The sequence below is a fragment of the Candidatus Fermentibacter sp. genome (assembly GCA_030373045.1).
Taxonomy (GTDB): domain Bacteria; phylum Fermentibacterota; class Fermentibacteria; order Fermentibacterales; family Fermentibacteraceae; genus Fermentibacter.
Genome location: JAUCPW010000013.1, coordinates 16,997 through 33,867 on the forward strand (window position 1 = coordinate 16,997; position 16,871 = coordinate 33,867).

The 16,871-nt window shown below is 67.6% G+C and carries 21 protein-coding genes and 1 tRNA gene; 11 read left to right on the plus strand and 11 right to left on the minus strand.

The genetic code is table 11. From position 1 onward, the window contains the following. Together QUS11_03020 and QUS11_03025 are read left to right on the plus strand one after the other, a co-directional pair. Complete coding sequence (locus QUS11_03020) at positions 1–264, plus strand: hypothetical protein (protein MDM7992263.1); 264 nt, start codon at positions 1–3, stop codon at positions 262–264. Beyond that, a complete protein-coding gene (locus QUS11_03025) occupies positions 261–1,538 on the plus strand; it encodes a hypothetical protein (GenBank protein MDM7992264.1) in 1,278 nt (425 codons plus the stop codon). The genes QUS11_03020 and QUS11_03025 overlap by 4 nt, the downstream gene beginning before the upstream one ends. Here the strand turns inward: QUS11_03025 and QUS11_03030 are convergent. From QUS11_03030 to QUS11_03045, 4 genes are read right to left on the minus strand one after another with little or no spacing between them, the layout of a single operon-like run. After that, a complete protein-coding gene (locus QUS11_03030) occupies positions 1,535–1,759 on the minus strand; it encodes a hypothetical protein (protein MDM7992265.1) in 225 nt (74 codons plus the stop codon). The two genes, QUS11_03025 and QUS11_03030, sit on opposite strands and share 4 nt — an antisense overlap. Positions 1,760–1,770: 11 nt before the next feature. Then, on the minus strand, positions 1,771–2,304 hold the full coding sequence (locus tag QUS11_03035) for a hypothetical protein (GenBank protein MDM7992266.1): 534 nt from the start codon (positions 2,302–2,304) through the stop codon (positions 1,771–1,773). Next, positions 2,297–4,264, minus strand: a complete 1,968-nt coding sequence (locus QUS11_03040; protein ID MDM7992267.1) for an ABC-F family ATP-binding cassette domain-containing protein — start codon at positions 4,262–4,264, stop codon at positions 2,297–2,299. The genes QUS11_03035 and QUS11_03040 overlap by 8 nt, the downstream gene beginning before the upstream one ends. Next, on the minus strand, positions 4,261–4,983 hold the full coding sequence (locus QUS11_03045; protein MDM7992268.1) for a metallophosphoesterase: 723 nt from the start codon (positions 4,981–4,983) through the stop codon (positions 4,261–4,263). The genes QUS11_03040 and QUS11_03045 overlap by 4 nt, the downstream gene beginning before the upstream one ends. On the opposite strand from QUS11_03045, the gene QUS11_03050 reads away from it, so the two are divergent. Next, positions 4,957–5,703 (plus strand): HAD hydrolase-like protein, encoded by a 747-nt coding sequence (locus QUS11_03050; GenBank protein MDM7992269.1) that lies wholly within the window; start codon positions 4,957–4,959, stop codon positions 5,701–5,703. The genes QUS11_03045 and QUS11_03050 overlap by 27 nt on opposite strands. Here QUS11_03050 and QUS11_03055 read toward each other — a convergent pair. Genes QUS11_03055 through QUS11_03075 form a run of 5 tightly spaced genes read right to left on the minus strand, consistent with a single transcriptional unit; the run spans position 5,684 to position 9,780 of the window. Beyond that, positions 5,684–6,547 carry a MogA/MoaB family molybdenum cofactor biosynthesis protein gene (locus tag QUS11_03055; GenBank protein MDM7992270.1) on the minus strand — a complete coding sequence of 288 codons (864 nt, stop codon included), beginning with the start codon at positions 6,545–6,547 and terminating at the stop codon, positions 5,684–5,686. The two genes, QUS11_03050 and QUS11_03055, sit on opposite strands and share 20 nt — an antisense overlap. Before the next feature lie 34 nt (positions 6,548–6,581). Next, positions 6,582–7,079 carry a cyclic pyranopterin monophosphate synthase MoaC gene (gene moaC / locus QUS11_03060; GenBank protein MDM7992271.1) on the minus strand — a complete coding sequence of 166 codons (498 nt, stop codon included), beginning with the start codon at positions 7,077–7,079 and terminating at the stop codon, positions 6,582–6,584. A 1-nt stretch (position 7,080) separates the two neighbouring features. Next, positions 7,081–8,028, minus strand: a complete 948-nt coding sequence (moaA, locus tag QUS11_03065) for a GTP 3',8-cyclase MoaA (protein MDM7992272.1) — start codon at positions 8,026–8,028, stop codon at positions 7,081–7,083. Then, on the minus strand, positions 8,025–9,263 hold the full coding sequence (locus tag QUS11_03070) for a molybdopterin molybdotransferase MoeA (protein MDM7992273.1): 1,239 nt from the start codon (positions 9,261–9,263) through the stop codon (positions 8,025–8,027). Before QUS11_03070 ends, moaA begins: the two co-directional genes overlap by 4 nt. Continuing rightward, positions 9,256–9,780: a hypothetical protein gene (locus QUS11_03075; GenBank protein MDM7992274.1), complete on the minus strand. Its 525-nt coding sequence runs from the start codon at positions 9,778–9,780 to the stop codon at positions 9,256–9,258. Before QUS11_03075 ends, QUS11_03070 begins: the two co-directional genes overlap by 8 nt. Positions 9,781–9,879: 99 nt before the next feature. On the opposite strand from QUS11_03075, the gene QUS11_03080 reads away from it, so the two are divergent. Next, positions 9,880–10,839 (plus strand): hypothetical protein, encoded by a 960-nt coding sequence (locus QUS11_03080; protein ID MDM7992275.1) that lies wholly within the window; start codon positions 9,880–9,882, stop codon positions 10,837–10,839. Here the strand turns inward: QUS11_03080 and lexA are convergent. Next, positions 10,832–11,470 (minus strand): transcriptional repressor LexA, encoded by a 639-nt coding sequence (gene lexA, locus QUS11_03085; protein ID MDM7992276.1) that lies wholly within the window; start codon positions 11,468–11,470, stop codon positions 10,832–10,834. The two genes, QUS11_03080 and lexA, sit on opposite strands and share 8 nt — an antisense overlap. 70 nt (positions 11,471–11,540) lie before the next feature. Then, complete coding sequence (locus tag QUS11_03090; protein ID MDM7992277.1) at positions 11,541–11,969, minus strand: hypothetical protein; 429 nt, start codon at positions 11,967–11,969, stop codon at positions 11,541–11,543. 33 nt (positions 11,970–12,002) lie between these two features. On the opposite strand from QUS11_03090, the gene QUS11_03095 reads away from it, so the two are divergent. The 7 genes from QUS11_03095 (at position 12,003) to QUS11_03125 (ending at position 16,697) form a co-directional block, all read left to right on the plus strand. Continuing rightward, entirely contained in the window at positions 12,003–13,079 is a 1,077-nt protein-coding gene (locus QUS11_03095; protein MDM7992278.1) for a helix-hairpin-helix domain-containing protein, read from the plus strand. Positions 13,080–13,088: 9 nt separating this feature from the next. After that, positions 13,089–14,033 carry a sugar ABC transporter permease gene (locus QUS11_03100; protein ID MDM7992279.1) on the plus strand — a complete coding sequence of 315 codons (945 nt, stop codon included), beginning with the start codon at positions 13,089–13,091 and terminating at the stop codon, positions 14,031–14,033. After that, positions 14,030–14,812, plus strand: a complete 783-nt coding sequence (locus QUS11_03105) for a carbohydrate ABC transporter permease (GenBank protein ID MDM7992280.1) — start codon at positions 14,030–14,032, stop codon at positions 14,810–14,812. The genes QUS11_03100 and QUS11_03105 overlap by 4 nt, the downstream gene beginning before the upstream one ends. Continuing rightward, positions 14,812–15,282 carry a hypothetical protein gene (locus tag QUS11_03110; GenBank protein ID MDM7992281.1) on the plus strand — a complete coding sequence of 157 codons (471 nt, stop codon included), beginning with the start codon at positions 14,812–14,814 and terminating at the stop codon, positions 15,280–15,282. Before QUS11_03105 ends, QUS11_03110 begins: the two co-directional genes overlap by 1 nt. Next, positions 15,283–16,206, plus strand: a complete 924-nt coding sequence (locus QUS11_03115; protein MDM7992282.1) for a PorV/PorQ family protein — start codon at positions 15,283–15,285, stop codon at positions 16,204–16,206. It abuts the gene before it with no gap. Further along, positions 16,203–16,556, plus strand: a complete 354-nt coding sequence (locus QUS11_03120) for a hypothetical protein (GenBank protein ID MDM7992283.1) — start codon at positions 16,203–16,205, stop codon at positions 16,554–16,556. Before QUS11_03115 ends, QUS11_03120 begins: the two co-directional genes overlap by 4 nt. A 64-nt stretch (positions 16,557–16,620) precedes the next feature. After that, positions 16,621–16,697, plus strand: a tRNA-Met gene (locus QUS11_03125). The last annotated feature ends 174 nt before the right edge of the window (positions 16,698–16,871 follow it).

The following is a 16,871-nucleotide window of genomic DNA, read 5'->3' on the forward strand; positions in this document are numbered from 1 at the left end:
ATGAGATCACATGCAGGAGCGTTCCTCGCGCTCTCCGCCTGTCTCGCCCTGGCCTGCGGCCGGGAACCGTCGGGCGAGGAAGCCGGACAGGCGACGGGCACCACACCCGGGGCCGAGGCGGCCCAGGCGGTGGAAACCCAGAACACGCTCACTTCGACGCCCGTGCCGGCCCCGCCGGTGGGGGCGATAGGCGAGGCCCGCGAGGCCGCGGAAGCGGCCAACGCCCACGTTGAAGCCCTCGACTCGATTGCGGGAACCCTGTGAGATCGATCCCCGCCTGTCTCCTTCTCCTGACGGCCCTCTCGGGGGCAACCCCCGTCTGCCACCAGCCCCCGCTCTCCGACGAATTCGACGCGATCGCCGTCTTCCTGCCCGGCGGGATGCCTCCGGCAAGCCCATGGGAGGGAGTTACGGACGAGTTCCGCGAGAGGTTCTGGACGCTCGGCTGCGAGGGCTTCCTGATCCAGAGAACGGCCTGGTGCGCCTACCTGGCGGTCACCCCTCCCGGGACCGCCGACCTCTTCGTCTCCGAGATGGCCGCCATGGGCGATTCGGCGGTCATCGCCGACACCTCCGTCTGGTCCGGCTTCCTCCAGCTCGAGGCCGTGAACCAGGAGGGACCCGTCGCCATCGTATGGCACCGCTGCGACGAACCGGGTCCGGCTCCCGCGATCCCGCTGCGCGGAAGCCGCTGGCTGGCTTCCGGGAGCGACACGCTGATCTCGAACGGCCCCTGGAGCACGAGCACCTTCCTCTGGACGGTCGACACCACGGCCGCGAGCAGCTACGACGGGGTCTGGAGGGGGTCGGGCACCGAGATCGTGCCGGTGGGCGAAGGCAGCTCCGTGGCGGTCCAGGTGCTGTGCTCCTCCGGGATCACGCCGGCCGAGCTGCAGTTCACGGAAGGCATGTCGCACGGCTGGGACGCGGAATTCGGCAGGATCTGGGCGCCTCTCTTCAGTGCGGTGGATTCGATCGTCGCCAGGGAGTTCCCGCCGGTGCCGGGGGCCGGCAATCTGTTGTGGCTCAAGGGATCAGGCTCCGGAGGCGCCTTCGAGCCCTGGAAGACCTCCGCTGCGCCGCCGCCGCCGGCCCGCGCCCGCATGACGGTGCCTTCACCCTCTTCAGTGCCGGTATTCCACGCCATGAGCTCCATGCCCGTGGCAGCCGGAGTATCGAGCACCGACATCGCATGCACAGGCGCCACCGCCGACGAGACGGCCGTCTTCGCCGGCGTTTTCGAGAGGATCCTCGCCAGGAGCGCCCTTCCGGGCATCCCCGGCACGGCATCGGTGACTGTGGAACCCATGGGGGATTCGATCAGGGTCTGGATGATCGGGAGCGGCGGGATCGATGCGGCGGAACTCGCGGGCATGCTGCCCAGGCTGCTGGGGCCTACCGCGCTGTGCCCCCCCGAGAGCGAGCTGGTGGCCAACGCCGCGCTCAGGGCGCGCCTGCTGCACGGCTCGACGGCTGTCGTCCCCTCCCCGACCACGATGGTCCACATCCTGGCCGGAGTGCTGGGCCTGCTGGACTAGCTCCTGCGCCCGCCCACGAAGGCGGTCCTCACCCATCCCCAGTTGAGGATAAGGTGGAGCACCGCGAGGGTGATGAATGCGAAGCCGGCGTTGGGATGGACCAGCCTGAACAGGTCTCCGTCCACCAGGCCGGCCCGCCTGCCCATCGCCGCCCCCGCGACTGCCAGGAAGGCCAGGGCCAGGAGCGGGTTCACGATCTTCAGCACCGTCCGCTTCTTCATGCTCCGCTCCTTCAGGTCATGTCCCTCAGGGATCTCGCGACCAGACCCGATATCTCCTGCGCCAGACGCCGCGCTTCCGCCTCGGCGGGCAGGGAGATCAGGTCCTCCTCACCCCCTGCGGTCATGAGGCGTATCACGAAGAGCTTCCCGGGGCCCCTGCCTTCATAGACGCCGCTCCTCGCGGTCAGGACGACCTCGCGAATATCGGAGTAGGACACGCTCTGGCGCCCGGGATACCTCCCTGCCGCAGTGCGGGTGAAGGTGACGGTGGAAGCCGGTGGATCGATCACGATGACCCCCTGCCGCGCCGAGAGGGTGGCTACGGAGATGGCGATGAAGATGGCCATGAATGCAAACGGGACGATCATGGCAATCGGCGCGGCATCTTCGAAGGGGCCGCCCTTGTCGAAACCCCCTGCTACGGAGAGCGACACCCCCATCGCGATCACCAGAGCCACGAGCGGCGCCAGGATGATGTACCTGTTCATCCTGAGCCCGCCCGGCTTCAGGTAGTACCTGCCGTCCCTGAACTCCAGCTCAGGCATCGCGACCTCCGTTGGATGGGGAAAGCCTCTCGTGCTCCTCGGCGAACTCGTTCCAGCGGACCTGGAGCCCGTTGACCCGGTCCGCCAGCCAGGCGTGCTCCTTCTGCAGTTCGACCACCCTCCTGCCGTCCGCGAGGATGCCGGGATCGCACAGGGCCGTCTCGATCTCCTTCTTCTTCTCCTCCAGCGGGATGAGGTCCCTCTCCACCCTCTGCATCCTCTTCTCGACCTCGAGGCGCTTCTTGTAGAGCCGGTTGCGCTCCTCCGCCTCGGCGCGCTTCCTCTGCTTCTCGACCTCCCTCTGGGACGGGCCCTGCGGCTCCGCTGCCCTCCGCTCGGCGCCGAACCCCGCCTCGAGCTCCTTCTGCTTCTTCTCGACGTACCAGGCGAACGAACCCGCGAAGGGCCTGACCCGGCCGTTCTCGACCTCGTAGATCGAGTCGACCGTCGAAGAGAGCAGCTTCTCGTCGTGACTCACGAGGATGAGGGTGCCGGCGTAGTCCCGCAGCGCCTCCTCGAGCACCTCGCGCGAGAAGATGTCGAGGTGGTTCGTGGGCTCGTCGAGTATGAGCAGGTTGAGCGGTGTCATGAGGATGCGGGCCAGGGCCACGCGCGACTTCTCGCCGCCCGAGAGCACGGCTGTCTTCTTGAACGCCTCGTCGCCCGTGAAGAGGAACATGCCCAGGTAGCTGCGCAGCTCCCCCTGCGAGCGCTCGGGGCAGACCGCCGCCACCTGGTCGAGCACCGACAGCTCGCGGTCGAGGGCGATCTCGACCTCCTGGGAGTAATAGCCCAGCATCACCCCCGGCCCCGTCCTCGAGGTGCCCGACGTGGGCTCCTCGATCCCGGCCATGATTCTGGACAGGGTGGACTTGCCCTCGCCGTTCCTGCCGACGATCCCTATCCTGTCGCCCCTGCCCACCACCAGGTCTACGCCCGAGAAGATGCTGCGCTCGTAGCTCTTGGACACTCCCTTCAGCTCCAGGACCTTCTGCGGCCCCCGCGGCACCTCCGGGAAGCGTATCCTCATCCTCGACGGGCTCCTGTGGGTCTCGATCACCTCCATGCGCTCGAGCATCTTCATCCTGCTCTGAACGAGGTTTCGCTTCTTGGGATTGCTCCTGAACTTGTTTATGAAGCGTTCGTACTTCTCGCGCTGAGCGGCCTGCAGGCCCGCCTGCTTCTCCCGCTCGCGGATCTCCTCGCTCTTGAGCTCCTCGTACCTGGTGTATCCGCCGCGGTAGGAGCCGAGGCGCCCGAACTCTATCTCGCACACCCTCTTCACGGTGCGGTCGAGGAACGCCGGGTCGTGGGATATCATCCAGACGGCCCCGGGGAAGGATTTCAGGTATTCCTCGAGCCACAGCCTGGCGTCGAGGTCCAGATGGTTCGTGGGCTCGTCGAGGAGCAGGAGGTCGGGATCGGCCAGCAGCAGGGCGGCCAGCTCGGCCCTCATCCTCCATCCGCCGGAGAACTCGACCAGAGGCTTCTCCATCTCCTCCTGCCTGAACCCCAGCCCTCCGAGCAGCCGCGCGGCCCTGTGCTCCAGGTCGTAGAAGCCCGCCGACTCGAGGACGGCTGAAGCGGCCTCGAGGTCCTTCAGGACGGCCTGCTCGGACTCGGAGTCGAGCTCGCCCGAGAGGTCCTCGTGCAGCCTGTGCTGGAGGGAGAGCGCCTTCCTGATCTCGTCGGAATGGAACATCACCCGCGAGAGCAGCGGTCCCGTCGGGAACTCCGACATCTCCTGGGGCAGATATCCGACCCTGACTCCCCGGGCGACGACCAGGGTGCCCTCCGTGGGTTCGAGCGATCCCGCCATCACCCTGAAGAGGGTCGTCTTGCCCGCGCCGTTGACCCCGACCAGCGCAGTCCTGTCGCCGCGTTCGATCGAGAAGCTCAGCCCCGAGAAGATCTCGTCCTCGCCGAAGGAGACGCCCAGATTCCCGGCGTGCAGGATCATCCCCGGACCCCCCGCTCCGCATACCGGTCGCCGAGCACGACGGGAACCGGGGCGAATCCCACCTGGTCGGCCGAGCACATCACGTAATACACCCCGTCCAGTTCGAAGCGCGAGAGATCGGCCCGCACCTCCCCGTGGAGGTGGCCGAAGACGCAGGCATCGATCCCGGCACCTGCCAGGATGTCGGTGAAAGCCGTCCTCCCGCCGTCCTCGGTGGGGGGGAAGTGCATCATGGCGACCCGCGGCCCGCCGTCGATGTCCAGCGCCGACTCCACAGCCATCCCGAGCCTTCCAATCTCCTTCTCCAATATGGGGCGGTCGCGCTCCTCGACGAAGAACTCGGAGGAGGGGAGCGTCCAGCCCCTGGCTGCGCAGAGCACGAAGCCGCCGGCATCGACCGCGGAGTTCAGCAGCGCCCCGATTCCAGCGGGGAGCATCTCCCGTACGCCCGCGAGCGACTTCCACCAGTAGTCGTGGTTGCCTCGCGTGATGTACTTGCGCCCCGGCAGCGATCCGAGGAATGCGAGGTCGGGCATGGCGTCCGCGGGCCTGGAGGCCCAGGAAAGGTCGCCCGGGACGAGCACGACGTCATCCGCGCCCACCGACGCCCGCCAGGCTTCCTCGATCCTCGAGGCGTGCCCCGCCCAGGCCTCCCCGAAGACATCCATCCTCTTGCCGGTCCCACCCGGCAGGTGGAGATCCGAGATGGCCCAGAGCACGGTTCACCTCCGTCCGTTCGCGGTTATATACTCGCCACCCCGGTCGGGGGACGAACGGAGGATGCGCTGAAGAAGCTCGCGGTATTCGATCTGGACGGGACTCTGCACGATTCGTCGGCCGCCCTGACGCCGGCCCTCTCGATGGCCATGTCCGAGGTGGGCATCGACCCGCCCGACGGGGCTTCGATCGAATCGCTCTACGGCCAGCCCCTCGACATCCTCATGCCTACCCTGGTGCCCGACCCGGCCCTGCGGCCGGCGTTCCGGGAGGCCCTCGCGAGGATCCAGAAGCGCACCGTTCTCGAGTCGGGCAGGGTATATCCCGGCGTGCCGGGGATGCTCTCGACGATAAGGTCGATGGGCTGGCGAACCGCGGTCTGCTCCAACGCCGGCAGGGCCTATGTCGTGATGGTGCTGGAAGCCCTGGGCATCGCCGAGCTTCTCGACCAGGCGGAAGGGCTCGGCGACCGCGACAGCAAGGCGGATACACTGGGGGCGCTGATCGAGGCCGAGGCGCCGTGCTTCACCGTCATGACCGGGGACAGGTACCTCGACTTCGAGGCTGCGAGGGCGAACAGGATCCCGTCCATCGGCTGCACCTGGGGGTTCGGAGAGGCTTCCGAACTCCTCCTGGCCGACATGGTCGCGGATTCGCCGGATCTAGTGCCCGGCCTGCTGGTGGATCTGATGAAGAGAGGGCTCAGCCTCCGCAGCGGCTGACCCTGCCTCCCGCCACTTCGAGGGCGTGCGGCAGCAGCGGCAGCATGAAGCCGAGGCTCTCTACGGCACCCTTCCTGCTGCCGGGAAGGTTCGCGATCAGCGTGCCTCCACGGATCCCCGCCACTGCTCGCGAAAGCCAGGCCGTGGGGACGGTTTCGGCCGACTTCGACCTGACGAGCTCCGGGATGCCCGGGACGGGCCTTTCGATAACGTCCAGGGTCGCCTCGGGGGTGCAGTCGCGGGGGGACAGCCCGGTTCCGCCGGTGGTCAGGATCAGGTCGCAGGAGCCGTCGTCGCACCACGAGCCGAGTCTCGCGGATATGGCCTCCCGGTCGTCGGGCTCGACGGCGTAGCGCACGGCGCGGAATCCCGCGGCCTCCAGAGCTTCGATCAGAGCGGGCCCGCTAAGGTCCTCCCTCTCGCCGCGGATGCAGGAGTCGCTGAGGGTCAGCACTCCGGCATTCCCGCCACCCGTCCGCTGGAAGGTCACCGCATCCCCGCAGTCGACCTCCCCGGGCTCGATCACGTCTGCACCCAGCCAGGGATGGCCGGCATCGCCGGCGATGACCGCGATCACGGCGCTGCCGATCCCCAGGAGGGTCCCCCCGGTGATGCTCTGCGCATCCAGATCGCTGGCAGCCAATAATGTGAGCCTGGCGACCCCGGAGGATGCGTCCAGCCAGGAAGCCCGCCCCGAGGAGTCGAAGATAGCCACCCGCTCCGGCGTGGGTTCGCCCGAAACGTCGACCCCGAGCCTCGTGGAAGCCATCGGCACGTGCCCGTCCGGAGAGGGGATCCCTATGTACTCGACCCTGGCCATGGCCCTCCTCCCGACAGCACGCACCGCAGCGCGGTCCGGCAACTTCCGGCGGGCGCGCTCAGCCGTCCAGCTCCCGCGCCCTGTATTCCCCCGACCTGCCCCCGGACTTCGAGAGCAGCCTGATATCGGAGATGATCATGGACCGGTCGATCGCCTTGAGCATGTCGTAGACGGTCAGCAGCGCCACCGACACCCCCGTGAGGGCCTCCATCTCGAAGCCCGTCCTGTCGACGCCGGTGACCGTGCAGGTGCAGTCGAGAGCCCCGGCGGTACGGGCGAACTCGATCCCGACGCTCGAGACCGAGGTGGAGTGGCACAGCGGGACGAGCTCCGGCACGCGCTTCACCGCCATGATGCCGGCCACCCGCGCCACCGCGGGCACGTCGCCCTTGGCCGCCGAGGAGTCATCCATCGCGCAGGCCGCTTCCTCCGACATCCGGATCCTGCCGGACGCGCAGGCGGTGCGCCGGGTCGCCGCCTTCTCCGAGACATCCACCATGACCGCCCTGCCGGCCCTGTCGATGTGTGTAAGCCCGTCGCCGCGGCCCCCGCCCATGTCAGCCTCCCGTCCTCCACATCCTTATGCCGTCGCAGCCGGAGTGCCCCGCCGGCTTGGATTCGACCGCCCTCCTGACGGCTTCGGCGATCTCGCGGTCCGGGGCGCCCGACCGCAGGAGATCCCTCAGCGGGAAGGCCCTGCCGGATCCCAGGCAGGAGACCAGGTCGCCCGTCGAGGTCATCCTGATCCTCCTGCACTTCCCGCAGAACCCGGGATCGGAGAGGGGCGCGATCACGCCGAACCCGTACCCCGTCCCCTCTATCCCGAATGAGGCCTGGATGTCCCCGGGCGCCCGGGGCAGCTCGACGACCGGCCCGAGCACGGAGGCGGCCCTCCGCACCTTCTCGGTCGCGCCCGGCCCTCCGCCGGCCCCCGGCATCATCTCGATGAACCTCACCTCAGCCCCCACGTCGTCCCCCCAGATCACGAAATCGACGATCTCTCCCTCGTTCACGCCGGGGATCAGCACCACGTTGATCCTCACGGGTTCGAGCCCCGATGACCTGGCGGCCTCCACGGCCTCCTCGATCATCCCGACAGTCACCCTGGCGCGGCAGATGGAGGCGAGCACCCCGTCCCTCAGCGAGTCGAGGCTGATGTTGACCCTCTGGAGCCCGGCGAAGGCCAGTTCGTCGGCGTGACGGGGCAGCAGGATGCCGTTGGTCGTCAGCACCAGCTCGCGCGGCGCGAACCCCCTGATCATCCCGACGAGCTCCGGCAGGCCCTTCCTGAGGAGCGGCTCCCCTCCGGTGATCCTTATCTTGGTGATCCCGCACGAACCCGTGAGGATGCCGCAGATGCGGGAAATCTCCTCGAAGCCCAGCAGGTCGGCGTGCCTGACCAGCTCCACGCCCCCCGCCGGCATGCAGTAGGTGCACCTGAGGTTGCACCTGTCGGTGACGGAGAGCCTCAGGTAGTCTATCTCGCGGCCGAACGGGTCCTTCATGTCCAGCAGATCCCGGGTTCGCGGCCCGCGTTGAAGCTGAATGGGACGACGTCGCCCGGCGAAACCCCGTCGAGGGCACCGTCGCAGATCGCAAGGGCGTTCGTGCCGGCGGTGCTCATCAGGTCGCCCGAGCCGCTCGTGGCGGGCATGTCGAGCACCCAGCCCGCACCGTCGGAACATGCGGTCACCCTGAGGAAGTTCGTGCGGCCGCGCTTCTGGCGGTGTGTGAACCTGGAGACCCCCTCGAACCGCCTCCTCCTGAAGTCGGGGTGCCCCGACATCCGCCTGACGGCCGGCGCCACGTACTCCTGGAACGTGCAGAAGACCGAGACCGGGTTCCCCGGCAGGCAGAACACGGGTTTTCCGTTCGCGAGCCCGAACGAGAAGGGCTTGCCCGGCTTCTGCGCCACTTCACGGAACAGGAAGCGGACTCCCGCTGCTTCGAGGGCCGGGGCGACGTGGTCGTAGGCGCCAAGGGATATCCCCCCGGCCACCAGGAGGATGTCTGCAGAACCCAGGAGTGCGAGTGCCGCTTCCGAGGTCCTGCCGGGGTCGTCGGGGACATGGGCGGCCGGCCCCTGCCGCAGGCCGCATTCGAGAAGGAGGGAGGAGAGCATCGGCGAGTTGGCGTTCCTGACCTGGCCGGGTCCGGGTCTCTGCCCGGGGGGGATCACCTCGGTGCCCGTGGTGAGGATCGCGGCCGCGGGGCGACCGTATACCGGAAGCGACGTCCTGCCGGCCATGGCCGCCAGGCCCGCTGCCTTCGAGTCGAGGAGGTCGCCTCTCGAGAGGACCCTGGCACCCGCGGCGATGTCCTCGCCGCGGAAGCAGACGTTCTCTGCGGGAGCCGGCATCATGTCCGCGCGGAGCCTTCCCCCGTCCACCCTGGAGGCCTCGAGCATGAGTACGCGGTCGGCTCCTTCCGGCACTGGCGCGCCCGTCATGATCGGCGCGGCCTGCCCGGGGCAGAGGGCCGCACCGCCGGAAGCCCCCGCGGGGATCTCGCCGAGGATCTCGTACGATTCCGACTCCCCGGCGAGGGCGTATCCGTCCATCGCCGACCTGTCGAACGGGGGCATGTCGATGTCGCAGAGGACGTCCCCGGCCAGTATGTGCCCGGCGGATTCCCAGGCGGCCTTCACGACAGCCGACGGGGGCGGCAGATTCCCGAGTACGATCCCGAGCGCCTCCTCCGGGGTCGGCATGGTCTTCGTGCTTTCCGTGCCGTCAGGCATCGCGGCCCTCCCGAAGGCGCCTCCGGCCCTGGCGGGAGGCGACCGGATCGAACATCCGGCCGGCCGCCAGGGCGGCCGATGATTCATCCACGGGACCGTCCAGGAGGAGATCCGCCTTCCGTGCGAGCTCCGGGTCCTTGGGTGCGATGCCGGGATCGCACGAGCGGATGTAGACGAGACAGTCCGCATCGATGACGGATGCAGCCGAGTTGCTTTCCCATACCGCCAGGTCCTCGGTCACCCGGATACCCCGGATCAGCCCGGGGAGTTCGGCGGGCTCGGAGTAGCCGGCCACCACGGCCCTCGAGGCGCCTGCCCCGATGAACCTCCAGGTGTCCGAACCCTCCCTGCCGGGCCCCTCGTGGACTCCGGCCGGAACATGACCCCCGCGCGAGAGCTTGCAGCAGAGGCAAGAGAGCCCGGCATCGGCCGCACGACGGGCGATGGCACAGCAGAGCAGGGTCTTGCCGAGACCCGACGCCGCAGCCGAGACTATCACGTTCAGTTCGTCCCCCATGCCGGGATATCTCTCTGCGCGGCGCGCCCGCGTCAAGAAACGCTTGCCCCCGGGCCCGTCCCTCTGCAATCTTCGCAAGGAAGGAGGTCGAGCGGGATGATGAACGGAGGAAGATTCGCCCCTGCCGCCGCCCTGCTGGCGGCCTGCGTTGCGTGCGGAGGCGGGGAGCCCCGCGCTCCCCATCTCATGGGATCCGTCACCGTGGACGGGATAGAGTTCGGGCTCGGCGGCGCGAGGGGCTCGGTCCTCAATGCGCCGAGGACCGTCTACTGGGCCGGGGTCGCCATGCCGGCCCTCGTTCGGATCGACCTCTTCGGGCTCGACGTCCCCGTCGACGACATGGGGCTCCCGCCCGGCGACGCGTTCCCGAGCCTCTCCCTCTTCCTGCCCGCCGGGCCGGGAGGCGACTTCTTCACGGGCCGGCCGGCCATTCCGGCGTCTCTCGAGATGCAGCTCGGCGGTGTGAAGACGTTCATCCCGGAGTCCCTCCTGGTGAACTGCTCGGTGGTGCTCTCCGCCAGCCCGCTGGACACCTCGATCGTGGACGTCGCCCTTTCGTTCTCGTTCGACAGGGGCGACTCGCACTACGAAGGGACCTACGACTGCCCGGTGTGCTTCCCCGGCGTCTCGGCGACGGAGGCCCCGGCCTACCCGTCGTCTGCCCTCCCCGACACGCTTGTGTTCACGACGGGCGGAGGCACCATGCGGCCGCTCTTCCTGGCCGCGATGCGCGAGGATGACGCCGGCACCGACAGCTACACCGTGTACGCCTTCACCGAGCCGTACACCGGATCGGTGCCTTCGAAGGCCATGCAGACCAATCTCCGTTTCGGCATCCCCGTGGCGCTTGCCGACGGCCTGCCCGTTCCCACCAGGGTCGAGGCGCTGGTCACCGCGCCCGGCGACACGCTGGTCTTCTCGGCGGGGTACGCCTTCTGCTGGGTGTCTGCCGTCGCGGAGGGTTCGGTGCTCAGGGGAGAGGTTCAGTTCCAGGGGAACGGGAGCGAGCCGGCCACGAGGTTTTCCGGCGGCGGCCCCTTCGAGGCGCCGATCAAGTAGGCCGAACCGGCGAAGCCTCTTCGAGGGTGCGCAGTACGGCCACGACCTTCCCCAGGACCTTGACCGGATCGCCGCCTTCGGAGAACCTCATCGGGGAATAGGCCGGATTGGCGGGGACGAGCTCGATCTCGACGTCGGATATGCGGCGGAACCTCTTGACCGTGGCCTCATCGCCGACGAGCACGACCGCCGTCTCCCCCTGGGCGACGAACGGCTGCGACCGCACCAGGACAAGGTCTCCGTCGAGGATGCCGTCGCCCGTCATGCTGTCGCCCTTCACCCTCAGGAAGAAGTGGTTCTCGGCGGGATAGCCGGGCAGCTCGACCCAGCCGGTGATGTTCTCCTGTGCGAGGATGGGCCTGCCGGCTGCGACCTGCCCTATCACGGGCAGCCTGCCCCGGGCCGGCGCCCCCGGGACAGCGCCGGGGTTGACCGAGATGGCTCTCGCAGCCCTGTCCGACCTGTTGATGTAGCCGTGCGCGACCAGCCAGTCGAGGTGATCCTTCACGCTCTTGGTGCTGCGGAGGCCGACTGCGGAAGCGATCTCGCGGATGCTGGGGGGATAGCCGTTGCGCTCGTCGAAGCGGCGGACGAACTCGAGGATCAGCGCCTTTCTCTCGGTGAGTTCCATGGCGCGAACATACACATGTGTTTGCATGCGTCAAGCGTGACACGCATGTGCCGGGTCGCGGGATCCCGGGTCAGTCCGGCATCATCCCGCTGAAGAAGACCAGGTACGCGGCGATCCTCACCATCGTGTTCTCGTCGGAGCCGTCGGCGTAGAGCATGGTGCCGAAGCTGCTGTCCTCGACGGTGCCGTCGCTCTGGATGGACAGGACCAGGCTGAACGACGAATCCGTGAGCCTGCCGTCGTCTTCGAGGTAGTACATGGTGTTGAACCCGGGACCCTCGATCCTGCCGTCCCGGATGTATCCCAGGGTGCTGAAGGAGGCGTCCTCGATGCGTGATTCGTCGCGGATGTATCCGAGGGTGCAGAAGGAGGCATCCTCTATGCGCCCGTCCTCCCTTATGTAAGCGATCGTGGAGAAGCTCTCGTCCTCGAGCCGGAGATCGCCCGCGGAAACGGAGGCGATCGATATGAAGAGAATGGCAGCCAGCAGGTTCCTCATCTGTAATGGAACCTCCTTTCGATTGGTAAAGTAATGACCCCCGCCCTGCTGTCAATGGCGGCCGCGCTCGCGTCACTCCTCGACCCGCTACCTCTAGACGTGAACGATGCCTCCCTCCGCGACTTCGAGAACCTGCCCGGGATCGGCGCCTCGAGGGCTTCCGCCATCGTGGCCTTCCGCGACTCCTGCGGCCCGATCCTCGAGCTCGAGGATCTGCTCGCAGTACCGGGCATCGGCCCCGAGACCCTCGAGGATCTGCGGGGCATGCTCGTCGTCGGTGGTGATGCCTGTCTCCCGGTGGACACTTCGCACTGGCTGCCCGTCGTGGACAGCCTGCCCGATACGCTTCTCCGAGTCAGCGTCCTGGACGTGGGGGAGGGGGATGCGATCCTGCTCTCCTGCCGCGGCGGATCGACCGTCCTCGTCGACGGAGGCCCCGACGAGGGCGGGCCCGTCGCGCCCCCCGTGGTCGCAAGGCTCCTCCTGCTCGGGGTCGACAGCCTGGATGCGGTGATCATCACCCATCCCCACGACGATCATATCGGCGGCCTCGTCGAGGTCTTCCGGCGGATTCCCGTCGGCTGCCTCTACGACCCCGGCACGGAGTCCGTATCGCCCGTGTACGAGGCGCTGCTCGGGGCCGTGGAGGAGTCATCCTCCCGGTACGAGGCGCTGGGAGAGGGGATGACCCTGGACCTGGGCTCCGCGGTGCTGACGGTGCTGGACGTCGGGGCGGCCGGGGTCGCCGAGGGCAACGAGAGCTCGGTGGTCATGCGCGTGACGTGCGGCCGTTTCTCCGCGCTCCTCGCGGGGGACGTCGAGGAGCGGTCGGAGGTGGACCTGACCCCCGGAGCCCGGCCCGTCACCTTCATGGTGGCGCCTCATCACGGCAGCAACACTTCGGCGTTCGAGCCCCTGCTGCGCAGGCTCCGGCCGCAGTTCGCCGCGGTGAGCGCCGGGCGCGGCAATCCGTTCGGGCACCCCCACTTGTCCGTGCTCGCGAAGTATGCGGAACTGGGCGCCTCCTGTTTGCGCACCGACATGTCGGGGACTATTATCGTCGCGACGGACGGCGGGTCCATCGCCGTCTCCACCGATCTCGACGAATAGGGAGCACTGGTGAAATCCCGCTTCGGCCTGTCGCCCTATCTCTACATCCTCCCGGCCCTGGCGGTCGTCGTGGTCTTCAGGGTCGTCCCCATCGTCAGCTCCTTCCTCGCGTCCCTCACCGAATACGACATCGGCGGCTTCCACGGCTTCACGGGGATCGACAACTACGCGAGGATGCTCTCGGACGCCCGCTTCTGGAGCAGCGTGTCCAACACCGTCTTCTTCGTGCTGGGCGTCGTCCCCCTCGGGATCGCGATCCCGCTGTTCCTGGCCGTGCTGCTGCGGGGGAGGCTGTTCGCCAAGGGCTTCTATCGGACGATCTACTTCCTGCCCGTCGTCACCAGTGCAGTCGCGGTCTCCGTCGTGTGGACGTGGCTGTTCAACCCCGAGGCGGGCCCTCTCAACGGCGTGCTGGCCGCACTCGGGATGGACCCGCTGATGTGGCTCCGCGAGCCCCGCGGGGTGTTCGACATGCTCCTCTCGCCCCTCGGCATCTCCCTGCCGGGCATCCTGGCCGGGCCGAGCCTCGCCCTGGTCTCCCTCATGATCGTGAGTGTCTGGAAGAGCATCGGCTACAACACGGTGCTGTTCCTGGCGGGGCTCGAGAACATACCGGGCGAGTACTACGAGGCGGCGAAGCTGGACGGAGCCCGCCGCTGGGCGATCTTCAGGCACGTCACATGGCCGCTGCTCTCGCCCACGACCTACTACGTGCTGATCATGAGCACGATCACGTCATTCCAGACGTTCGCGCTCGTCTACGTGATGACCCCGCCGCCCGGTGGCGGCCCGCTCGGCACTACCAACCTGCTGGTCTTCTACCTGTACCAGAAGGCCTTCGACAGGTTCGACATAGGCTACGCCAGCGCGATCTCCGTCTTCCTGTTCGTGGTCCTGCTGGGCCTCACGATCCTCCAGAGGAGGCTCGCGGGCAGGCGGGTGGTGTACGAATGACGCCACGGGCCGCGGCGGGAGCAGTCCTCAGGCACTCGATGCTGGCCGCGGGCGGCCTGGTCATGCTGCTCCCATTCCTCTGGATGATCGCCACGTCGCTGGAGCAGGGCGGCTTCTCGAACTACGCCGACGCATGGAACGAGGTGCCCTTCGGGCGGTACCTCGTGAACACCCTCATCGTCACCTCGCTGACTGTTCTGGGTGTTCTGATCACCTCGGCGCTGGCCGCCTACTCCTTCGCGACGATGGAGTACCGCGGGCGCAACTTCCTCTTCCTCCTGTTCCTCTCTACGATGATGGTGCCGCAGCCGGTCTACCTCGCCCCTTCGTACGTGATCCTCGCGAAGATGGGCTGGATCGACACCTTCGCTGCCCTGATCGTGCCGTGGACGGCCAACGTCTTCAGCGTGTTCCTGCTCAGGCAGCACTTCAGGTCGCTGCCCAAGTCGCTCTACGAGGCCGCCGTACTCGACGGCTGCAGCAGGTTCGGCTACCTGTGGCGGGTCGCCCTCCCGCTCTCCCGGTCGGCCATCGTGACTGTCGTCCTGTTCGACATCATCGGAAGCTGGAACAGCTTCATGTGGCCCCTCGTGGTTACGAACTCCGAGAACATGAGGGTTCTGCAGGTGGGGCTCTCCTACTTCAACCAGGAGCAGGCCAGCAACTTCCCCATGCTCATGGCGGCCTCCACCTTCTGCACGATCCCGCTCCTGGTCATGTTCGTGCTGGCCCAGAAGCAGATCGTGTCGAGCTACTCCCGCTCAGGCCTGAAGGACTGATGAGAGCCCTGCTTCTCGCCGCGATGATCGCCCCTGCCGCGGCCTCATCCGACCTGGGGGCCGAGGCGCTCGTGTTCCTCGACCGGCTCGCCTCGACGGGCTACGGGGGGATCTTCATGGCCCCGCTCGAAGTCTCGATCCTCGAGCCCTGCACTCTGGACGTGATGATGAACCCGCTCGCCGACAGGGGATTCTTCATGGCCATCGGCGGGGAGAACGTGCTCGATCTGTCCCTCGTGGTAGAGGGGAACGGCTGGTCGGTGAGCGACTCCTTCCCCGACGACTTCCCGGTGCTGGAACTGGACGCCCCCCTGGCCGCTACAGTCAGGAGAATGATCGTGTGCGCCACCGACATGATCCACAATGCCGACCGCGACAGCGTGGTGGTGATGTACGCGGTTTCGGTCGTTGACCTTCCGGAACCGGCTGATGATGTTCCGGCGGAGCAGGATTCAACGGGGGTTCAATAGATGAAGACGGCAGGCATCGTTCTCACTGCGGCTGTCCTGGCGGCGGGTGCCGCGTCGGCGGCCGACACCGCAGGCTTCGCGTTCCTCAGGATCCCCGTGGGCGCCCGGGCAGCCGCCATGGGCGGGGCCTTCTGCGCCGTGACGGGCGATCCGGTCTCCCTCTACTGGAACCCGGCCTCGGCGGCCTCGGTCGCCTCGCAGGCCCTCACCACCCACTACACCGGCTACTTCCTCGACATGCAGGGCGGCTTCGCGGGGTGGGTCAACCCCGGCGAGGCCGATGCGATAGGCGTTTCCGCCAACTACTTCTACGGCGGCTCGTTCGACCGAACCACGATGGAGGACCCTCTGGGAACGGGCGAGCAGTTCTCGTCCAGCAGCGTGGCTCTGGCCGCCACGTACGCCCGTATCCTCACCCCGTCGATCAACGCGGGAATAACGGGCAAGTTCGTGTACTCGAGCATCGACGAGTACAGCGGCAACGCATTCTTCGTCGACGCCGGCGCCACCTGGAGGCCGGGCGGCGACAGCCCCCTCACGGCCGCGCTCGTGGTAAGGAACGCCGGCATCCAGACCAAGGCCTTCTACCGCGACAACGACCCCGTCCCGACCGAGATCGCCGCCGGAGGCAGCTACAGCATCGCTGACCCCGGCATCCTCGTATCGGCCGAGGCGACATATCCCGTGAACGGCGACCCCAACGCGGCCCTCGGCGTAGAGTATGCCCTGCTCGACATGCTGAGCCTCAGGGTCGGCGGCAACCTCAGGGACATGGACGCCTCCGAGGAGGCCGGCGGCGGATTCGTGGACGGGATGGCCTTCGGCGCGGGCACCTCCTTCGACCGCTTCGCCCTCGACTACTGCTTCAAGCCGTTCGCCGACCTCGGCACCGTCCACAGGATCTCGCTGGGCTACATTCTGTGACGGGAGCCCGCGCCGCGGTTCTGTCCACGGTCATCGGGGCGCTGGTCGTGTTCTCCGGGTGCGGCCCCGGGAGCAGGGCCGAAGGCAGGCAGAGGCGGCTCGACACCTTCCGCAGCGTGCTCCCCGATTCCGTGCTCGCCGCCTTCGACGCCATCGAATCTCCCGGCGACTGCGGCCCCGTCTCCAGGATGCTCGCATCCGCCCGCGCATCGGACCCTTCGGTCGAGGCCCGCATCGACTCGATCATGCACGCCGAGCTGATCGACTGCTTCAACGACAGCGACGTGGTCTACTTCTTCTGGTACTACTTCGCCGACGCTCTCGAGAAGGGCAGGATCCCCGAGCCCTGAGGCTCGTGCGAGGCCCGGCTCCGGTTGACTCCGAGCGGAATTTCCCTATATTCGGCGTCACGATCGCGGGGTGGAGCAGTCCGGTAGCTCGTTGGGCTCATAACCCAAAGGTCGCAGGTTCGAATCCTGCCCCCGCAACCACGTGATGCACCAATGGCTCCGGGGCTCTTAGGACGATTTCGATCTCCAAGGACTCCGGGGCCATTGTCATTCTCTCCACCAGGCTGCGGATGAGCTTCTTCCTTGTCGAGTTCGCCCCTGATTTAAACGTCTCCTCGACGTTCTCCAGGATGCCCCGGATGCCATCGGCGTCGA

Coding starts and splice junctions, on each gene's coding strand:
- QUS11_03020 (MDM7992263.1), top strand. CDS start 1: ATGAGATCACATGCAGGAGCGTTCCTCGCGCTCTCCGCCTGTCTCGCC.
- QUS11_03030 (MDM7992265.1), bottom strand. CDS start 1,759: ATGAAGAAGCGGACGGTGCTGAAGATCGTGAACCCGCTCCTGGCCCTG.
- QUS11_03035 (MDM7992266.1), bottom strand. CDS start 2,304: ATGCCTGAGCTGGAGTTCAGGGACGGCAGGTACTACCTGAAGCCGGGC.
- QUS11_03040 (MDM7992267.1), bottom strand. CDS start 4,264: ATGATCCTGCACGCCGGGAATCTGGGCGTCTCCTTCGGCGAGGACGAG.
- moaC (MDM7992271.1), bottom strand. CDS start 7,079: ATGGGCGGGGGCCGCGGCGACGGGCTTACACACATCGACAGGGCCGGC.
- moaA (MDM7992272.1), bottom strand. CDS start 8,028: ATGAAGGACCCGTTCGGCCGCGAGATAGACTACCTGAGGCTCTCCGTC.
- QUS11_03070 (MDM7992273.1), bottom strand. CDS start 9,263: ATGCCTGACGGCACGGAAAGCACGAAGACCATGCCGACCCCGGAGGAG.
- QUS11_03075 (MDM7992274.1), bottom strand. CDS start 9,780: ATGGGGGACGAACTGAACGTGATAGTCTCGGCTGCGGCGTCGGGTCTC.
- QUS11_03080 (MDM7992275.1), top strand. CDS start 9,880: ATGAACGGAGGAAGATTCGCCCCTGCCGCCGCCCTGCTGGCGGCCTGC.
- lexA (MDM7992276.1), bottom strand. CDS start 11,470: ATGGAACTCACCGAGAGAAAGGCGCTGATCCTCGAGTTCGTCCGCCGC.
- QUS11_03090 (MDM7992277.1), bottom strand. CDS start 11,969: ATGAGGAACCTGCTGGCTGCCATTCTCTTCATATCGATCGCCTCCGTT.
- QUS11_03095 (MDM7992278.1), top strand. CDS start 12,003: ATGACCCCCGCCCTGCTGTCAATGGCGGCCGCGCTCGCGTCACTCCTC.
- QUS11_03105 (MDM7992280.1), top strand. CDS start 14,030: ATGACGCCACGGGCCGCGGCGGGAGCAGTCCTCAGGCACTCGATGCTG.
- QUS11_03110 (MDM7992281.1), top strand. CDS start 14,812: ATGAGAGCCCTGCTTCTCGCCGCGATGATCGCCCCTGCCGCGGCCTCA.
- QUS11_03115 (MDM7992282.1), top strand. CDS start 15,283: ATGAAGACGGCAGGCATCGTTCTCACTGCGGCTGTCCTGGCGGCGGGT.